The 19,223-nt window shown below is 40.2% G+C and carries 17 protein-coding genes; 14 read left to right on the forward strand and 3 right to left on the reverse strand.

Features of this window, described 5'->3' with window-relative positions; translation table 11 throughout:
* Nucleotides 1–4 precede the first annotated feature (4 nt).
* From cyoE to HHO47_RS07630, 10 genes are all read left to right on the forward strand, one after another.
* On the forward strand, nucleotides 5–913 hold the full coding sequence (cyoE, locus tag HHO47_RS07585; protein ID WP_211183645.1) for a heme o synthase: 909 nt from the start codon (nucleotides 5–7) through the stop codon (nucleotides 911–913).
* Entirely contained in the window at nucleotides 910–1,536 is a 627-nt protein-coding gene (locus HHO47_RS07590) for an SCO family protein (RefSeq protein ID WP_169019748.1), read from the forward strand. The genes cyoE and HHO47_RS07590 overlap by 4 nt, the downstream gene beginning before the upstream one ends.
* A 170-nt stretch (nucleotides 1,537–1,706) precedes the next feature.
* On the forward strand, nucleotides 1,707–1,979 hold the full coding sequence (locus HHO47_RS07595) for an STAS domain-containing protein (protein ID WP_169019769.1): 273 nt from the start codon (nucleotides 1,707–1,709) through the stop codon (nucleotides 1,977–1,979).
* Nucleotides 1,980–1,988: 9 nt separating this feature from the next.
* Entirely contained in the window at nucleotides 1,989–2,351 is a 363-nt protein-coding gene (locus HHO47_RS07600) for a response regulator (protein WP_169019749.1), read from the forward strand.
* A 15-nt stretch (nucleotides 2,352–2,366) separates the two neighbouring features.
* Nucleotides 2,367–4,454 (forward strand): chemotaxis protein CheA, encoded by a 2,088-nt coding sequence (locus HHO47_RS07605; protein ID WP_169019750.1) that lies wholly within the window; start codon nucleotides 2,367–2,369, stop codon nucleotides 4,452–4,454.
* Nucleotides 4,451–4,936 carry a chemotaxis protein CheW gene (locus HHO47_RS07610; protein ID WP_169019751.1) on the forward strand — a complete coding sequence of 162 codons (486 nt, stop codon included), beginning with the start codon at nucleotides 4,451–4,453 and terminating at the stop codon, nucleotides 4,934–4,936. The genes HHO47_RS07605 and HHO47_RS07610 overlap by 4 nt, the downstream gene beginning before the upstream one ends.
* A gap of 47 nt (nucleotides 4,937–4,983) precedes the next feature.
* On the forward strand, nucleotides 4,984–7,671 hold the full coding sequence (locus tag HHO47_RS07615; RefSeq protein ID WP_169019752.1) for a methyl-accepting chemotaxis protein: 2,688 nt from the start codon (nucleotides 4,984–4,986) through the stop codon (nucleotides 7,669–7,671).
* Nucleotides 7,672–7,790: 119 nt separating this feature from the next.
* Nucleotides 7,791–8,612 carry a CheR family methyltransferase gene (locus HHO47_RS07620; protein WP_169019753.1) on the forward strand — a complete coding sequence of 274 codons (822 nt, stop codon included), beginning with the start codon at nucleotides 7,791–7,793 and terminating at the stop codon, nucleotides 8,610–8,612.
* Nucleotides 8,605–9,222, forward strand: coding sequence for a chemoreceptor glutamine deamidase CheD (gene cheD / locus HHO47_RS07625; protein WP_169019754.1), 618 nt, complete (start codon nucleotides 8,605–8,607; stop codon nucleotides 9,220–9,222). Before HHO47_RS07620 ends, cheD begins: the two co-directional genes overlap by 8 nt.
* Before the next feature lie 10 nt (nucleotides 9,223–9,232).
* Nucleotides 9,233–10,264, forward strand: a complete 1,032-nt coding sequence (locus HHO47_RS07630; protein ID WP_169019755.1) for a protein-glutamate methylesterase/protein-glutamine glutaminase — start codon at nucleotides 9,233–9,235, stop codon at nucleotides 10,262–10,264.
* Nucleotides 10,265–10,269: 5 nt separating this feature from the next.
* Here HHO47_RS07630 and HHO47_RS07635 read toward each other — a convergent pair whose 3' ends face one another.
* Nucleotides 10,270–11,307, reverse strand: coding sequence for a polysaccharide deacetylase family protein (locus HHO47_RS07635; RefSeq protein ID WP_169019756.1), 1,038 nt, complete (start codon nucleotides 11,305–11,307; stop codon nucleotides 10,270–10,272).
* Between HHO47_RS07635 and dinF the strand changes: the two genes are divergently transcribed.
* From dinF to HHO47_RS07650, 3 genes are all read left to right on the forward strand, one after another.
* Entirely contained in the window at nucleotides 11,284–12,618 is a 1,335-nt protein-coding gene (gene dinF, locus HHO47_RS07640; RefSeq protein WP_169019757.1) for an MATE family efflux transporter DinF, read from the forward strand. The genes HHO47_RS07635 and dinF overlap by 24 nt on opposite strands.
* Before the next feature lie 115 nt (nucleotides 12,619–12,733).
* Nucleotides 12,734–13,348, forward strand: coding sequence for a trimeric intracellular cation channel family protein (locus tag HHO47_RS07645; RefSeq protein ID WP_169019758.1), 615 nt, complete (start codon nucleotides 12,734–12,736; stop codon nucleotides 13,346–13,348).
* A 33-nt stretch (nucleotides 13,349–13,381) separates the two neighbouring features.
* Nucleotides 13,382–14,896, forward strand: a complete 1,515-nt coding sequence (locus HHO47_RS07650; protein ID WP_169019759.1) for a YifB family Mg chelatase-like AAA ATPase — start codon at nucleotides 13,382–13,384, stop codon at nucleotides 14,894–14,896.
* Nucleotides 14,897–14,909: 13 nt separating this feature from the next.
* Here HHO47_RS07650 and HHO47_RS07655 read toward each other — a convergent pair whose 3' ends face one another.
* Together HHO47_RS07655 and HHO47_RS07660 are read right to left on the reverse strand one after the other, a co-directional pair.
* Nucleotides 14,910–15,617, reverse strand: coding sequence for a response regulator transcription factor (locus HHO47_RS07655; protein WP_169019760.1), 708 nt, complete (start codon nucleotides 15,615–15,617; stop codon nucleotides 14,910–14,912).
* Between the two features lie 153 nt (nucleotides 15,618–15,770).
* Nucleotides 15,771–18,266, reverse strand: coding sequence for an alpha/beta hydrolase family protein (locus HHO47_RS07660; RefSeq protein ID WP_169019761.1), 2,496 nt, complete (start codon nucleotides 18,264–18,266; stop codon nucleotides 15,771–15,773).
* Between the two features lie 385 nt (nucleotides 18,267–18,651).
* Between HHO47_RS07660 and HHO47_RS07665 the strand changes: the two genes are divergently transcribed.
* Nucleotides 18,652–19,223, forward strand: a 572-nt coding sequence (locus tag HHO47_RS07665; protein WP_348981640.1) for a site-2 protease family protein, incomplete at its 3' end; no start/stop codon positions are given.

The following is a 19,223-nucleotide window of genomic DNA, read 5'->3' on the forward strand; positions in this document are numbered from 1 at the left end:
AGTTATGACACCATTAATAGCAATAACAAAGTTAGCACCTAGCCAAATTAGCGGCTTAATAAATGATTATTTAGCGATCAGTAAATTTAAAGTAGTCGCGATGTTGGTATTAACAGCATGGGTTGGTTTAGCGTTGGCCCCCGATGTTGGTCGTGGTATTGGCGTACAGTTTATTAGTTTGCTGGGGATTGGCTTGCTATCCGCAGCAGCTGCGGTGATCAATCATGTGGTTGATAGCGAAATAGATAGTAAAATGGCGCGTACTCGCCATCGGCCAGTGGCGAAAGGACGGCTATCTAAACTGCATGCATTAAGTTTTGCAGTTGTTATTGGCGTGAGTGGTTTCATTATGTTGATGGTCTGGGCTAATACTTTAACAGCTGTATTAACCTTATTTGCGTTAGTTGGTTATGCGTTTATTTATACCTCATTTTTAAAGCGTGCAACGCCACAAAATATTGTTATAGGGGGGCTGGCTGGTGCTATGCCACCGTTGTTAGGTTGGGTATCTGAAACCGGCCAGATGGCAGCGGCTCCTTGGTTATTGGTGATGATCATATTTACTTGGACTCCGCCGCATTTTTGGGCGTTGGCAATAGCTCGAAAAAGTGATTACGAACGCGCTAAAATCCCCATGTTGCCAGTCACTCATGGTATTGATTTTTGTAAAACCTGTGTAGTTGCATACTCTATTTTATTAGCTTTGGTTTGTGTATTACCTTATTTAATTGGTATGTCGGGGCTAATTTATTTAGTTGCTGCGACACTACTTAATGGGATTTTCATTTATAAAGCTGTAAAACTAAAAATAGCGGGGAATGACGATACGGCAATGGATTTATTCCGTTTTTCAATTATTCATTTAATGCTACTCTTTGTCGCCTTATTTATAGATAAATGGTTCGTTATATGAATAGCTTAGTAGTTAAGTTTGGGGTGAGAGTGTGGTTGGCGTTAAGTTTATTATGGTTAACAGCCTGTAGTGACAGCACTATGCCTGACGTTGAAGCTTTGGTATATGAACAAGCTAAACCTTTGAGTGATTTTACCTTACAAGATCAAAATGCTCAGCCAGTAACTAAGCAAACATTACAAGGACAATGGAACTTAGTGTTTTTAGGTTATACCAGTTGCCCAGATATTTGCCCACTGACATTAGCTAAACTCAATGGCGTTTATAAAGTGCTGAAAGATGAATACTCATTGCAAATTTGGTTTTTAGCGGTCGATCCGAAGCGTGATACAGTCGCTAAACGCAAAGCCTACATTGATTATTTTAATCCTGATTTTTTAGCGGTCTCAGGGGAACATAAAGATTTATTCCCACTAGTTAGGGAGTTGGGTTTAATTTACGCAATTAGCAATAGTGATAAGCAAGAATATGCCGTAGACCATAGTGCTTCAATTGCGATGGTTGACCCACAAGGGGCGGTAAGAGCCATATTTAAACCTGAATTTAAACAGGGCAGTGTGCCATTAATTAATGCTCAATTATTAATAACTGAATTTAAGCAGATAGCCGCTCATTATCAATAAATGAGCCAGAAAGTATATTTTTATTATTTCGAGGAGCGTAGAGCTCCTTTTTTCATTTCTTTTATCCCCTGTAAATAATTTCACTCTTTTTTCAACGCATTTATGGCATTTTTACTAACTCAGTCTAAGCTTTTGTTATGAATTGGTTAAACATGGAAAGTGCGAACAATATGATGAAGCTTCCCGCTGAACTAGCAGTCACCCAAGTTGAAAACTTACACCAAGATTTATTACAAGAATTACACCACGATGATGATGTTTGTTTAGACATTAGCGAAGTTGCGCGCGTAGATACAGCCTCGATTCAACTATTGTGCGCTTTGCAGAAACATTTGTTATGTGTACAGCATAAAATTATTTGGGTTGGGCAAAGTGAGCCTCTAAAAAACGCCATTAATCGCTTAGGCCTAAGTGAATATTTAATACTCGAAAATGTAGATTAAGGGGTTCATATGAAAAGAATTTTAGCCGTGGATGATTCGGCATCAATGCGCCAAATGGTGAGTTTCACACTGAAAAAGGCGGGTTTTGATGTCACTGAGGCAAAAGACGGCAGTGAAGCACTTAGTATCGCAAAGCAACAAGGTTTTGATGCTGTGATTTCAGATGTAAACATGCCAGTGATGGATGGTATTACTTTGATCAGGGAGTTACGCACCTTACCAAACTATAAATTTACGCCATTGCTAATGCTAACAACAGAATCAGGTATGGACAAAAAAGTGGAAGGGAAAGCGGCTGGTGCAACAGGCTGGGTAGTTAAACCTTTTAATCCTGAACAGTTATTAGCGGTTTTAAAAAAAGTAATTCGCTAATCTAGAGGATGGGATATGAGTATAGATTTAAGCCAATTTTTTGAAGTCTTCTTTGAGGAAAGTTTTGAAGGCTTAGATGCGATGGAGGCTGAGTTATTAAACCTGATACCTGGCGAAGAAGATTTAGAAACAATCAATACTATTTTTCGTGCTGCGCATTCTATCAAAGGTGGCAGTGGTACATTTGGTTTTAACTCTGTGTCTGACTTTACTCATGTGCTAGAAACCTTATTAGATCAAATTCGTGAGGGGAAACGAGAGCTTACCGCAGAGCATGTTAACCTATTACTTAAATCTGTTGATTGCTTGCGGGAGTTACTGCGTGGCTTACAAGCAGAGCAAGAACCTAATTTAGAAGAAGCAATTGCACTGAGAATTAAGTTTGAACAGATTTTAGGGCTAAACCAAGCCGAAAAAAATAAACTAGAAGTCACTGCTAGCCCTGCTCAACTTGCGCTTAACACCTATCAGATTGATTTTAAACCACACCATCATTTGTTTAAAACGGGCAATGAGCCACTGTACATGATCAGCGAGCTTGCTGAACTGGGCGATTTGGAGACGCAAGCTTTCCATAATGAGATCCCTGATATTACGGATTTAAGTGCCGATGATTGTTTTCTATCTTGGCGATTCTTTTTAAATACAGCAAAAGACGAAAATGCAATTCGAGAAATATTTGAGTGGGTTGAAGATGATGCTGATCTTACTATCGCGTTGTGCGGGGGGTTGTTTGCTGATGATGACGCGCAAGTTACAGCACCAGATGTGGTTGCGGAAACCTCTAACTCAACGCCAGTCCCGGCAGCTGTTAATGTTGCAGTGGTTAAGCCAATAAAAAAAGATACTGTGGTCAAAGCAAGCACTCCAGCTGCAGAATCTATTTCAATCAGAGTGGGCATAGATAAAGTCGATTCATTGATCAACATGGTAGGTGAGTTGGTTATCACTCAAGCTATGTTAAGCCAAATTGGTCAACAAGAAATCACTGAAGCGACGATCGCCTCTTTGCAGGAAGGTTTAACGCAATTGGCTCATAACACTCGTGATTTACAAGAAAATGTAATGCGTATCCGAATGCTACCAATCAGTTTTGTATTTAGTCGTTTTCCGCGTTTGGTGCGAGATATTTCGCAAAAACTGAATAAACAAGTTGAGCTAAAACTGTTAGGTGAACAAACCGAGCTTGATAAAACTGTAATGGAAAAAATATCAGATCCTATGGTGCACTTAGTACGAAATTCGCTGGATCATGGGTTAGAAACGGTTGAACAGCGCCTTGCTGCAGGTAAAGACCCAGTCGGTACAGTCACACTTAATGCATTTCACCAAGGTGGCAATATTGTTATAGAGATCATGGATGACGGACAAGGCCTTAATACTGTAAAGATTAAACAAAAAGCGGTTGCTAATGGGCTAGTAAGCGACGCTGATGAGTTGGATGATGATGAAATTAATGAACTCATTTTCATGCCCGGTTTTTCAACCGCGGATGAGGTAAGTGACATATCCGGACGTGGTGTTGGTATGGATGTGGTCAGGCGTAATATCCAATCACTGAATGGCTCGGTTGAAGTGTCATCTGCTGCAGGTGTTGGGTCTACCTTCATTATTCGCTTGCCACTGACTCTGGCTATTTTAGATGGTCAGTTAGTAAGGGTTGCAAAGCACACCTATATTATTCCATTAATTTCTATTGTTGAATCATTACAAATTGATATCAGTAAAGTGAGTCGAGTGGGTAAAGACTTAGACGTACTTAGACTGCGTGATGAATACATTCCTATCTTGCGTTTATACAGTATTTTTAATCATCAAGGTGCAATAGAAACGCTTGATAAAACCTTGTTAGTGGTGGTTGAAAGCGATAATCAAAAAATTGGTTTGTTAGTTGATGATTTATTGTCACAGCAACAAGTAGTGATTAAAAGTTTAGAAGCTAATTATCAAAAAGTCGATGGCGTGTCAGGTGCCACTATACTAGGGGATGGTCGGGTTTCGTTGATTGTCGATATTAGCGGCTTAATTAAATTATCAGGATTAAGAAAACCCGGTAGCCAAGAATTGATTATTGAATCGCAAGCTAATTTGGAGGCTTCATGATCTCTGCGCACAGCGAATTAAATAACAAAATAATGCTTGAACAGAGCCAAGGAGTTAAGCAGTTTTTAACCTTTATTATGGCTGATGAAGAATACGGTGTTGATATTTTAACTGTTCAAGAAATTCGTAGTTGGGAGGAGATCACCGAGATCCCGAATGCCCCAGATTATGTAAAAGGGGTGATTAATCTACGTGGCACCATAGTACCTATTTTAGATCTTAGATTACGGTTTGGCTTAGCGACGATTGACTATGGACCCTTAACTGTAGTGATCGTAGTGAAAGTAATTTTTGAGCAAAATAGCAAGATTATGGGCATGGTAGTCGATGCCGTATCAGATGTTTACAGTATTGTAGAGCAAGATGCAAAGACGGTGCCTAACTTTAGCGATTCAGATAATGCTGAATTTGTCGCAGGGTTAGTGAATGTCGGTGAGAAGATGGTCGCATTATTGAACCTGCAAAAAACAATGGATATTTAGCCAAATACTAAATATAGCAAATGGTGATCAACAAGAAGGTGATGGGCATGGGGTGGTTTAGTAATTCTAAAAAATCAAATAATGATTTAATCGTTACGGCATTAAATAAGTCACTTGCGGTGATTGAGTTTGAGCCTAGCGGCATAATTATTACGGCGAATAATAACTTTTTAGATGTAATGGGTTACTCCTTAGAGGAAATTCAGGGCCAGCATCATTCAATATTTGTATCACAATCAGAAGCTCAGAGCAGTGAATATAAAAGCTTTTGGCAAAGCTTGAAAGGCGGAGAGTTTATTGCTGATGAGTTTAATCGACTTAGTAAAAATGGCAAAGAAGTGTGGATCCAAGCAACTTATAACCCTGTTCAAGATGAGCATGGAAATGTGATAAAAGTTGTGAAATTTGCCAGTGATATTACGGCGCGAAAGATGGTCGCTGTTGAAGCTGCGGGGCAAATTGCGGCTATTAGTAAATCTCAAGCGGTGATTGAGTTTGATTTAGATGGCAGCGTGTTGACCGCGAATGATAATTTTTTGCAGACATTTGGTTATCAGTTAGAGGAAATAATAGGGCGGCATCATAGTATATTTATTGCATCTGAGGTTGCTAAAAGTGAGCAATACCAACAGTTTTGGCAAAAATTAGGTCGTGGTGAATTTGACTCGGGTGAGTATTTACGTATCGCTAAAGATGGTAGTGAAGTATGGATCCAAGCATCTTATAATCCAATATTTGATCTCAGTGGCAAACCTTATAAGGTGGTTAAGTATGCGACAGACATTACCGCTCAAAAAAAATTAGAAAAAGAATCAAAACGCGATGCAGATCTGTCGAGTGCATTAACGATTTGCCAAGCGAGTGTGATGATGGCAGACAATGATTTACAGATAGTATTTGCCAACAATCAATTAAAACAAATGCTTCAAGCCAAACAAGGTGAGTTGCAGAGTGTGCTCGGCGATTTTTCCATCAATAGTATAGTGGGCTCAAGTATTACGGCATTTTTTGAAAATACAGCACAACAGGCTCAGTTGTATGCAAACTTGACTGACTCTATTGAATCAAAAATAGAAATTGCATCGTTAATTTTTAATCTTATTGCGACGCCTTGGTTTAATAAAGAAGGTAAACGATTGGGAACTATAATTGAGTGGCAAGATTTAACCGAAAGTATTAAAAAAGCAACTGCTGAAAAACGTGCTGCTGAAGAAAATCTTAGGGTGCGTCAAGCGCTGGATCGGGTTGCAACAAATACCATGATTGCCAATACTAAAAACGATATTATTTATATGAATGAAGCGGTGAAAAATATGATGCGCAACGCTGAGCAAGATTTACGTCGCGATTTACCTCATTTTGATAGTAGCCAGTTATTAGGGCAAAACATTGATATATTTAATAAAAGCTCAGCGCATCAACGTAATCTGTTAAGCAAGCTAAGCGATACTGACAGTGCAGAGATGCTTGTTGGCGGGCGCACTTTTGGTTTAGTTGCTAATCCTATCTTTACCTCAGAAAATGAACGGATCGGCACTGTGGTGGAATGGGAGGATCGAACAGCTGAAGTGGCAATGGAAAAAGAGATCGCTGATTTAGTTAGCTTGGCAGGTAAAGGTAATCTTGAAGCCCGTGTTACTGAGCAAGGTAAGGACGGTTTCTTTTTACGCTTAGCTAAAGGTCTCAATGGTTTAATTGGTATTGTCGATGATGCTGTCACCGATACTGGTAATATGCTTGATGCGATGGCCAATGGTGATTTATCACAACGTATAGAGCAAGAGTATCAGGGGGCGTTTGAAAAGCTTAAGTGTGATGCAAATACCACGGCTGACAAATTAACGGAAGTCATTAATCGTATTAATACCTCGGCAACTTTAGTGGCAAGTGGAGCTGAGGAAATATCTCAAGGCAACGCTGATCTAAGCCAGCGTACTGAAGAGCAGGCATCATCACTTGAAGAAACCGCATCAAGCATGGAGGAAATGACCAGTACAGTACGGCAAAATGCTGATAATGCAAAAATGGTCAATGAACTGTCTGAAGAAACGCGCGATAAAGCGCAGCAAGGTGGCGAAGTTGTTAATCGCGCGGTGATCAGCATGTCGGCAATTAATGAGTCGAGTAAAAAGATTGCTGATATTATTAGTGTGATTGATGAGATTGCCTTTCAAACTAATTTATTAGCTCTTAATGCCGCTGTTGAAGCTGCAAGAGCTGGTGAGCAAGGCCGTGGCTTTGCTGTTGTTGCTGGCGAAGTGCGTAATTTAGCGCAGCGTTCAGCGGGTGCTGCAAAAGAAATTAAAGAGTTGATCAGAGATAGTGTTGGCAAAGTTGAAGATGGCACTTTATTAGTTAATGAATCAGGAGCTACTTTAAAAGAAATTGTTATTGCAGTACAAAAAGTCACTGAAATGATATCTGATATTGCAGCAGCGTCCGAAGAGCAAAGTTCAGGTATTGAGCAAGTCAACAAAGCTATTTCACAAATGGATGAAATGACGCAGCAAAATGCGGCCTTAGTTGAGCAAGCATCAGCGGCTAGCGAGTCAATGTCAGAGCAAGCGAATGATATGACCCAGTTACTGAACTTTTTTACTATAAGTCAGCAAGAGGCTGTAATTAATACCGCATCAGTAACTCCCACTACCGCGGTACCACATAGTAATAATATCCGTAGTAAAGCGCGAGGTAATAACTTTGCTAATTCAGCTAATGAATGGGAGGAATTTTAACGTTTTTGCAATCGCATTACTAGTTAAGCCTCTGTGCTTTGAAAACCCAGAGTCTTAACTTTTAGCAATTTTGTTAATATTCAATTGCAGTTCAGTCACGCCTATTGCGAGTAATTGTAATGAAAGAGTTTTTACTAACCGATCATGATTTCAAGCAAATAGCTGCAATAGTTTATGACGCGTGTGGCATTGTATTGGGTGATCATAAACGAGAAATGGTCTATTCACGTCTAGCTCGTCGGCTCAGAACATTGCAGCTGACAAATTTTAAACAGTATTTAGCTTATTTAGATAAACATAAAGAGCAAGAATTTAGTGATTTTATTAATGCAATAACAACCAATCTAACTTCTTTTTTTCGCGAATCACATCATTTTGATTATTTGCAATCTCATGTAATACCTAAGTTGTTAGTGGCAAATAAAAGTACTCGACGAGTACGGATATGGTCTGCAGGTTGTTCAACCGGGGAAGAACCCTATTCTTTAGCGATGACCTTAGATGGGCTATTTCCGGCAGATTGGGATGTGAAAATTTTAGCTACTGATTTAGATTCAAACGTATTAGCTAAAGCGCAATCAGGTACCTATACTGCAGCTAATGTGAATGGACTTGAACAACACCAATTACAGCGCTGGTTTTTAAAAACTAAAGAGGGTGAGTTATTCAAAGTTAAACCTGAATTACAGCATAAAATTCATTTTAAGCGATTGAATTTATTACAAGACTGGCCAATGAAAGGACCTTTTGATGTGATTTTTTGCCGTAATGTGGTGATTTATTTTGATAAAGCAACAAAAGATCAATTATTCCATCGTTATTGTCATATTTTAGCTGATCAGGGATACCTATTACTGGGTCATTCTGAAACCATGGGAAAGGAGCATAGTGAGTTTGAAAACTTAGGTAACACTATGTATAAGAAGGTTATTTATGGATGATAATTTTAAGTCTGTGTTGCATGGTTTTGAGCATATTAAGCGGTTTTGGGACTCAGACCAACGGCAAGTTATTGCTAAAGTATTGCCCGGTGAATTTTACGTATCAAAAAACGATGAGGTGATTTCCACTGTGCTAGGATCATGTATTGCTGCTTGCATTTATGATGACAAGCTTGGTGTGGGTGGTATGAACCACTTTATGTTGCCGATTGAAAAAGGCGCGGAGCCAACTAGGGCGCATAACTTAAATTGTCGTTATGGTAACTGGGCGATGGAATTTTTAATTAATGAAGTACTTAAAAATGGCGCCTCTAGGCAAAATCTAAAAATAAAACTGTTTGGCGGCGGTAAAATTATTCGCTCGATGACAGATATTGGCCTTGGTAATATTCGTTTTGCTTACTCTTATGTGCAAGAAGAAGGGCTAGAACTCGTGTCTCATGATGTGGGGGGACCCTGGCCGCGCAAGGTCAATTTTAACCCTCAAACAGGCAATGCACAGGTTAAAAAATTGCGTGACATGCACACAGATGAGATTGAACAGCGTGAAGTCCGTTATTTACATGATATCGAAGAACAAGATTCAAAAACCGATATTGAGTTATTTTAAGGGGTAAAAAATGGTTAAGGTGTTAGTGATTGATGACTCGCCATTGATAAGGCGAGTATTGACGGAGGTACTACACCAAGCTGATGATATTCAGGTCGTAGGGTGTGCCGAAGACCCTTATCAAGCACGAGAAATGATTAAACAGCTTAATCCCGATGTGCTGACTTTAGATATTGAAATGCCGAAAATGGATGGCATTAGTTTTTTGAAAAACCTAATGCGTCTACGACCTATGCCTGTGGTAATGATATCAACGCTCACCCAAAAAGGTTCACCGATGACTTTGGAGGCACTGGAATTAGGCGCTGTTGATTTTATAGCTAAGCCGACAGTCAATGTATCCGCGCAATTAAGCCAGTACGCTAAATTAGTGCAGCAAAAGGTGCGTACGGCAGCCGCAGCACGAATACGGCCTTTTAGATTAAGCCACGTCCAATCTATCGCAACGTCAAGTAATGCACAGTTTAGTATTAATAAGGTTTTGGCGATTGGTGCTTCAACAGGAGGAACAGAGGCGATTAAAGAGCTGTTAATAAGAATGCCAGAAAACTGCCCTCCGATCGTTATCACACAGCATATTCCACCTGTATTTAGTAGTTCATTTGCTTTGCGCATGGATAGAACATGCACTATCAATGTCAAAGAGGCGCAACAAGGCGATAAGTTAAAAGCTGGTTGGGCGTTTATCGCCCCAGGTGGTCAACATTTAAGTGTTATACAGCAAGGAGGCAGCTTATATTGTCAGCTTGATGAGAGCGAGCCGGTTAACCGTCATCGTCCTGCGGTTGATGTATTGTTTAACTCGCTAGTTAAAGTGTGCCCAAAAAATACCATCGCAGCTTTATTAACGGGTATGGGGAACGATGGTGCGCAAGGTTTACTGGCGCTAAAACAGCATGGTGCTTATACCGTAGCGCAAGATGAACTATCGTCAGTGGTATGGGGCATGCCTAAAGCGGCCGTAGAGCTCGGAGCAGCTTTAGCGGTGGTCTCGCTTGATAAAGTGACGCAGCATCTACTAAACCAAGCAATGAAAAAGTAGTCAGCTTATAGACTTGGGCTGATTACCCATGGTTGTGAAAACCAATAATAGCTATTTTTATGTTTGATTGAAGGCGCAGTACAGTTAAAGCGAGAGCGTCCTAGAGCTAAAGGTTTGGGGGAATTAATAACTACAGTATCAGCTGCTGACCACTTTAGTTTCGCCTGACCTATGCCCGATACATAACAAGCCAGCTGACTTTTATGAAAGTCTCCCATATTAAATTTAATGCTGATCTGAGGTGGATTTTGGCAGGTTACGCTATCAATGTAAGTAAGCTCTTGGATTGAAAATGCGCGAGAGTTAAGTTTGGTCACTAGCGTATCAAGCTTGCTATAAAACCCAGAAGCTGGAAAGCGTGGTAAACGGCTAAAGTCAGAGTTTTTGTTGATGGCACCAGAGTGTTGGCCAATACCAATAAAGCCTAACTCTTTCACTAAACTTTGTAATTGGTTATTAAACTCGCCATATGGATATGCTAAGTATTTATAGTCATGGCCAACTTCTTCTTTGATCCGTTGCTGTGATGACAAAATATCTTGCTTAATACGCGCCTGCCATTGTTGGGTTGTTTCATCGGCTAATTTACGGTGTAGGTAATTATGTTGTGCGCTGTGATTGCTGATCAGAGCCCCTTTTTTGGCAAGTTCTCTGAGTTTATCCCAGCCCATTACATAGCCTTTACCTTCATCAATCAATTTTGGATTAACGAAAATAGTATAGGGGTAAGCAAACTTTTCTAATATCGGCGCTGCTTGTTCATAATTATTGTTGTAACCATCATCAAAGGTAATAGCGACGGTTTTATCTGGTAAACTTTGGCCTTGTTGTAAAGCAGATAGTAATTCATTTAGTGGCACTACGTTAAAGTCATGCTGTTTTAGATAGTTTAAATGCTCAGCGAAGGTTTCTGCACTGACACTAGTGACTGCAGGCAGGGTCTCACTGACATGGTGATACTGTAAAATAACTGCGCTGTGAGCAGGTAAAGATAGATAAAAGAGGATCGATAGCAGACTGTGAAAAAATTTATTAATCGTCATAAAGCACACCATAAAAGCTTGCTGTTGTTAGCAGGTCCAATGATATTATCAAATATAACCGTACCACTGTTAGGAATAGTTGATACTGCAGTAATAGGGCATCTTGGCAGTGCTCATTTTCTTGCTGGAATTGCCTTGGGTGCCACGGTGATTTCATTGCTATTTTGGTTGGCGGGCTTTTTACGTATGAGTACCACAGGGCTGGTTGCGCAAGCTTATGGCGAGAAAGATTATCTTCAATTAGCCGGATTATTAAAGCGCAGTTTAGTATTTGCGCTTATTGTGGCATTTTCTTTAATTGCTTTATCGCCAGTTATTAAAAATGCCATCGCTTACCTTTCTGGTTCCAGCGTGCAGGTTCTCGCACAAGCTTATAGTTATTTTGAAATTCGTATTTTTAGTGCACCAGCGGCATTATGTAACTTGGTATTATTAGCGTGGATGTTAGGGGTTCATTACGGTAAAGGGCCTTTTTATTTATTACTAGTTACTAATATCACTAACATTGTTTTAGATATTTATTTTGTTGTGTACTTAGATTGGCAAGTCGCTGGAGCAGCTTGGGCATCGTTGATTGCCGATTATAGCGCGCTATTATTTGCGTTATTCTTAGTGTTTAGGTTGGCGAAAAAAATGGCTGTACCGCTATTTTTAGGTGGGTGGTTTAGCCGAGATAAAATGTGGACGTTATTAAGCCTGAACCGTGATATTTTTATTCGCTCCTTAATATTACAACTGTGTTTTAGCTTTATGACTTTCTATGGTGCACGCATTGGCGAGGTAACGCTTGCGGTAAATGCTGTATTACTGAACTTTTTAATGCTAGTGAGCTTTGCTCTTGATGGTATTGCTTATGCGAGTGAAGCAAAAGTTGGCCAAGCAAAAGGTCAACATAGCGTACGGCGTATAAACTTATGGGTAAAAATAAGTGTATTTTGGGGAATGCTATTTGCTGTTTGTTATAGCGTATTTTTTGCGTTGTTTGGTTCGCAAATAATTACCTTGTTAACAGATATTCCTGAAGTCATTAAAGCCGCCAATGAATACTTACCATGGTTGATTTTTATGCCATTAGCGGCAATGAGTTGCTTTTTGTTTGATGGTATTTTTGTTGGTCTAACCAGAGCGCAAGATATGCGAAATACCATGCTAATTTCAGCATTAGTTGGATTCTTTGGCGTGTTTTGGCTGTTTAATACTTGGCAAAACCACGGCTTATGGTTAGCAATGAGCAGCTTTATGCTATTGCGTGGCGTTACATTGATCGTGCGTTATAAGCAGTTGCAAACAGCGCAGCAGTTACTGAATTAATAGAAATAGCAATAAATCTAAGTTAACTTAAAACTTTGGGTTTATTGTGCTAAAACGGCGTCGTTAAGCACTGTTTATTTTAACTTCGATTTGCATCTTGGGATGGTTTGGATATATGACTGAACTTTATCATTGGTTTGATTTAATTGGCATTGCGGTATTTGCTATGTCAGGCACTTTAATTGCCTATGATAAAAAAATGGATGGCTTTGGGGTCGTGGTACTGGCAACAGTTACTGCGATAGGTGGTGGAACAATCCGAGATTTAATTTTGGATGTTCCAATATTTTGGTTACACGACCAAAGTTATTTTATCGCGATATTTGCTTCTGTGTTTGTTACCACGCGATTGATCAATAAGCAAAAATCAATTCCGCTCTACCATTTACAAGTTGCAGATGCGTTCGGTTTAGCATTTTTTGCTGTAATGGGCGCACAAAAAGCACTGCTTGCAGGGATGCCGGCAACAACCGCCATTATTATGGGGGTGATCACAGGTTGCTTTGGTGGCGTTACCCGTGATGTACTTGCTGGTAATATTCCTATGCTCTTAAAAGGTGAGTTGTATGCCATTACCTGTATTGCTGGTGGTATAGTTTACACTCAAGGTATTGCTTTTAACGTGGCAACAGAAATGGCGATGATTTTAGCAATGCTAACCACCTTGTTATTACGTCTTGCCGCAATGAAATGGCAACTAACACTACATATTTTTAAATATCCTGACTAGACTATAAAGAACAGAACGTTACAGGGACAAAGGATGTCATTAGCTCGGATCTATTCTCGTGCCCAAGTGGGCATTCAAGCACCTGAAGTGATCGTTGAGGTGCATCTAGGTAATGGTTTACCAGCATTTCATATTGTCGGTTTACCCGAAGCCTCAGTAAAAGAAGCCAAAGATCGTGTGCGCAGCGCATTAGAAAACTCTAAGTTTGGTTTTCCAGATCAACGCATTACAGTCAATTTAGCGCCTGCTGATTTACCCAAAGAAGGGGGGCGTTTTGATTTAGCGATTGCGGTAGGTATTCTCATCGCTTCAGAGCAAATTGTTTGCACTGATATTGAACGCTATGAATTTTATGGTGAGCTGGCATTGAATGGCGAAGTGCGTGGTGTAAATGCAATACTCCCGTCGGTTTTAGCAGCTAAAGCACAAGGGCGTTGTTGTTTTTTACCTTTAGTAAATGACAGTTTAGCGAGTTTAGTAAATGGCGTTGAGCGCAAAGCGGTCTCTTCTATCCAAGAAGTATGGAGTGATTTACTCAATCAGCAGCCTTTACCGCTTAATATTAGCTACCCAGAGCAGCAACATAGCGGTGTTGAATTTTTAATTGATTTGAGTGATGTAAAAGGCCAGCCCGGCGCGAAAAGAGTGTTAGAAATCGCTGCGGCGGGTGGTCATAATTTACTTTTTTTGGGGCCGCCTGGTACGGGTAAGTCAATGCTTGCTCAGCGTATGCCGACTATTATGCCGGGCATGTCCGATGATGAGGCACTTTCCACCGCAGCGTTGTATTCAATTATTGGCCAAAGTGTCGATCTAACTAATTGGCGCAAGCGACCATTTCGTAATCCTCATCACACTTGCTCTGCAGTGGCACTAGTCGGAGGCTCTTCAAATCCAAAACCTGGGGAGATTTCACTGGCGCATAACGGTGTTTTGTTTCTTGACGAACTCCCCGAGTTTGAACGTAAGGTGCTTGATTCACTGCGTGAGCCAATGGAGACTGGCACAGTAACAATTTCAAGAGCAGCAAGGCAAATGGAGTTTCCGGCACAGTTTCAACTGATTGCTGCTTTAAATCCAAGCCCTACAGGGTGTCATAATGATAAGCGCGCGACTCCAGATCAAGTTATGCGTTATTTATCGCGAGTGTCAGGACCATTTATTGATCGGATTGATTTACAAATAGAGCTACCACGTTTAAACAGTGCGCAATTGCAAAGCACTCAAGAAGAACAAAGTAGTGCGACTGTACGCGCACGGGTTGAGGCGGCATATAACCTGCAATTACGTCGCCAAGGTAAAGTCAATGCGCGACTTAATAATAAAGAAATGAGTATACATTGCGCGCTTGCAGCGCCAGAGTTACAGTTTTTAGCTAAAGCTAGCGAGAAGTTGTCGTTATCGCCTCGCTCTTATCACCGAGTTATTAAAGTTGCGCGGACGATCAGTGATTTAAAAGGGCAAACAAATATTACCCTGAGCGAGCTAAAAGAAGCGTTGAATTATCGGGCGTTTGAACGTTTGTTATCACAATTAACCCAGTACTAGTGGGTAGAGAGCATTAAATTGACAGCATGTAGCCTTTACCACGTACGGTCACAATGCGCTTTTGGTCTTTTTCATCGCTCAGTTTCTTACGTAAGCGGCCAATTAAAACATCAACAGTTCTGTCATTTGGACTCCAATCAGGTTGGCCAATTTCTTCTGATATTTTTTCGCGAGAGGTGGCTTTTCCTGCATTTGAGATCAGACAAATTAACACTTTGTGTTCCGCTTCAGTGAGCCTTGATTCAATGCCATTAGCAGTGATTAAAGTACGGTTGTCTGGATGCAGTTTGAAGTCAGCATATTCAATAAACTCTTCGCTTTCATCGCTACTGTTATTATTGCTTTTTAAGCGTTTATGAAGTGCTCTTATACGTAGTTCAAGCTCTAATAAATCAACCGGTTTGCAAATGTAGTCATCAGCGCCTTGAGCAAGCCCTGCAATACGATCGGCTTGAGAATCACGGCTTGAGAGCATGATCACACCAATGTCTGTGAGAGTATTGAGTTCTTTTGCTAAATGTAAGCCATCACGTTTAGGTAATACTATGTCAATAATAGCTAATGATATGGCATCATAATTTTTAGCGCGAGATTGCACTATAGCTAAGGCATCGGCGCCCGTTGCATCATTCTCAATGCAAAATTCAGTCTCTGCAAAATGGTTGGTTATGCGTTTAACTAATAGTTCGTCATCTTCAACCAATAAAACATGAATAGTCATAGTATCTTAATTACTTTTAATGATGCCGCTATGTTATCACTCATTCGCAAAAGGAGAGAAGGGGGATTTTTAGTATTTATGCTCTATTTAGACGATTATTTGATAATTAACAATAGGTAAACCTAGCTTATTTACCTATTGTTTGTTGTAAAACTACTTTTCAGGGTATAAGTACTGCCACCACTGCGGTTGCTCTTTTAAATGCTTATCGAAGTAGGCAAGTATAGTATCCCACCAGTTAAAGCGTTGATCGCGAGCAAAAATTTGATGGTTTGCTCCTTTGTATTCAATAAGCTCAACATCTTTGCCGAGTAATTTCAGCGCGGTGTACATAGTGTGGCTTTCGCCTACTGGAACATTAGTATCAGCATCACCATGTAATAGCAGTAGCGGTGTAGTCACTTTGTCTGCGTGGAAAACCGGACTATGTTGACTGTATAGTTCATTATTATTCCAAGGGTAGCTGTTTTTAGAAGCTTCACCAGAATATAAATAACCCCACCAACCGTGACCCCAATATGAGGTAATATTAGAAATACCTGCGTGTGCGATTGAGGCACTAAACATATCTGTTTTAGTGGTTAGTAACATAGTCATAAAGCCGCCGTATGATGCACCTAAATTGCCTAAGCGATTTTTATCAATAAATGGATACTGTTTTAATAGCGCTTGGGTACCTTGCATAATATCGTCAGCAGTATATTGACCCCACGCATTTACATGCTTAGCTGAAAACTGTTGGCCAAACCCTGTTGCGCCAGTCGGTTGCACTACATAGATCACATAGCCATGTTCTGCCCATAAATTGAAAGGATAACGGCCAGTAAAGCCACGAGTAACCGGTGAGGTGCCGCCATAGTAATATACTAATGCTGGGTATTGTTTGCTCTTATCGAGATTACTTGGCAAGTAAACACGGCCTTTAATTTCAGTGCCTGCGGTATTAATAAAGTTAAACTCTTCTAAGCTGGCTATATTGGTATGTGCATACTCATGTGGTTGCGAATCCCAAAGTGTTGTTGCTTTATTTTTGCTAATAGTTAGTTGTTTTAATTGTTGTGGAGATGATGCATTAGAGCCACTAACTAAAATAGCTGGGCTGCGGTTGTTTGAAAAACTGAATTGTTCAACTACATCAAAACCAGTGTTAAGTTTACTAAAGCGTTGTTTGCTTTTGTCGTACAGGTATAAAGCGATGGTATCTTGCTCAGTGACTTTAACGAGGGCATCGCCATTGGCGAGTACTTCAAGTTGACCAATAGCAGGGTCAAACTCACGGCTTAATGGCGCTGCATTTTTACCATTTTTGGTTAATAAATAAAGCTGCCCGTCGTAGTTATTTGCCAGCATATTCTCTGGCAAGTTCCTGCCCAAACCATCTTTAAAATCAGGACCCGCAGTGACATAAATGTCATCACCTGTGTATTTAGCTTGGTTAAAGGTAGCAAACTGACCAATAACTGTGTTGCTCGCATTGGCAATATTCAGCTCAATTAATTCTGTAGTAGGGTGAGTTGCAGCTTGCATTGCTTCAGTACCGCGGCTGAGTAACACAGTACCGCGTTTACTATTAAAATCTTCAATGCTGTGGCTAAGTGGCCCTTGGCTTAGTGCTTTACTCAGGCCGGTGTTTATATCTAATAAATAAGCTTGAGAGATAGTGCGGGCGTATGACCAGCGATCTTGTAAGCCACGATAACGCTTAGTAAGGCTGCTATCTGTCGTTGGTGATTTTGACCAGCTGAAGATTAAGCTGTTGTTATCGAAATAAGCGAAGTTTCCAGCACCGTCAAGGTTTTCAGCGATCACTTTTAGGTTAAGGGTTTTACGGTTTAGTTGCGTTAATTTTCCATCTAATACATACACTAAGTAATTGTTATCAGGGCTCCAAATAATGTTGCTAGGTTGGCTTGATTCAAAGCGGTAAATGGTTTGCTGATCATCATTTTTTAGTTCAGTAACAACATTCGCTTGGTTACCAGTGCTGTCTTGATAATGACGTTTAGCTACTAAATAATGCTTGCCATCAGGCGCCATTGATAGTGCGTTAACCGTGGTAGCATCAAACAATTGCTGGGCAGATAAACCATGTTGTTCTGCACTGCTAAAGGTTAACGTATCAATGTCAGTGTTAGGGCTGAAATCAACCTCAACATCGTGCCAATTAGCAACTTGTTCAGCAATAATCACTATTTGGTGATCGCCTTGCGGTAATGCCAGTTCATAGCTTTGTTTTGTGGCTGTTTGTTTTTCACCATTGATAAACAACTGCGCTTTTTCGATACCTTTAAGTGCTAATGTGCCTTGGCTAAAGCGCTCTGCATGTGTGGAAAATTTTAGTGCTTGTAAGCCACCTAGAGTTAACGCATTTACTTTATCTAAGTTTTGCCATGTTAATTTTTCGCCGAATACCGTGATGCTTGTTGTTGGTTTTTGAATGCTAGGTAAAAGGCTGTTAATAATTGCGTCTTGATGCTCAGTTTGGTATGGCTTTAATTGCATATCAGCGGCAATTGGGCCAATAAACTTAATATCTGCTTTATCTAATGGTGCTGCCACTAAAGCACTACTTAACGTGCTTACAGTTAACACCGCGAGTGTGGTTGTTAGGCGAGGTGCTTTACCGCGCCATAGTGAACTAAAATTCATTATTGAGCCTGATGTAGGGAATTTAATTTAATATAGCATGTGGTTGTGGTGCCAAAAAGTGCTCTGCGATGGATTTTGTTACTATGTAGAAGTACATGTAAACCTGCTTAGTTGTAATTTTTTAATGTGCGATGCTATTAATTTAATCTTGTGTTTAACGCCAGCTATGACTATTTAATGAAACCATATGTGGCCATGATTGCGCCCAACAAATAAATTCAGTTTTGCCTTTTGGACGACTAATCAACAAGTCCTGTATTAACATATGCTCTTTAAAACGCTCTAAATATTCAAGCTCTTCAACGCGTTCAATGCCTTCAGCAGCAATTGTTAAGTCATCTTAAATGGCTATAATAACGATATAATTTTTAAGCTTTAAAGTGACATCATGCAAATACAGCTGACCCTCGCTGATCAACAATTTAGTTTAGTGCTCGCGGGATCACAAATTGTAAAAATTTATCAGCAGCAACAGGCTATCGGATTTGATAACCCACGCGAAAACTATTTTGAATTTAAGCTAGATGATCAACTGATCGGTTTAGATACCAGTGCCGTGGTTGAGCAGAGTTTATTACTGCATATTAATAATCAATTTATACAACAGCTCATATTGCCATCAGTCGAAAAAACCAAACCCAAGCAAGGGTTGCTCGGGTTATTTGCGTTAGGCTTTAAGATTTTTAAAAGTGCCAAAGTCGTCAAAGTAGTATTAGCGGGTGCCTCAGTGGCAGGTTATGCTTGGTTATTTACCTTTGAGTTTGCGCTTATGTTAATTGCTTGCTTAGTGATCCATGAATACGGTCATGTTAGAGCCATGCAATATTTTGGCATTAAAACCAAGGGTATTTATTTAATCCCATTTGTTGGCGGGCTTGCCGTGAGCGACGATAAAATTACTACTCGTTGGCAAGATGTGGTGATTTCTTTAATGGGACCCGCGTTTGGTCTAATCAC

This window comes from Pseudoalteromonas arctica (genome assembly GCF_012927645.1).
Taxonomy (GTDB): domain Bacteria; phylum Pseudomonadota; class Gammaproteobacteria; order Enterobacterales; family Alteromonadaceae; genus Pseudoalteromonas; species Pseudoalteromonas arctica_A.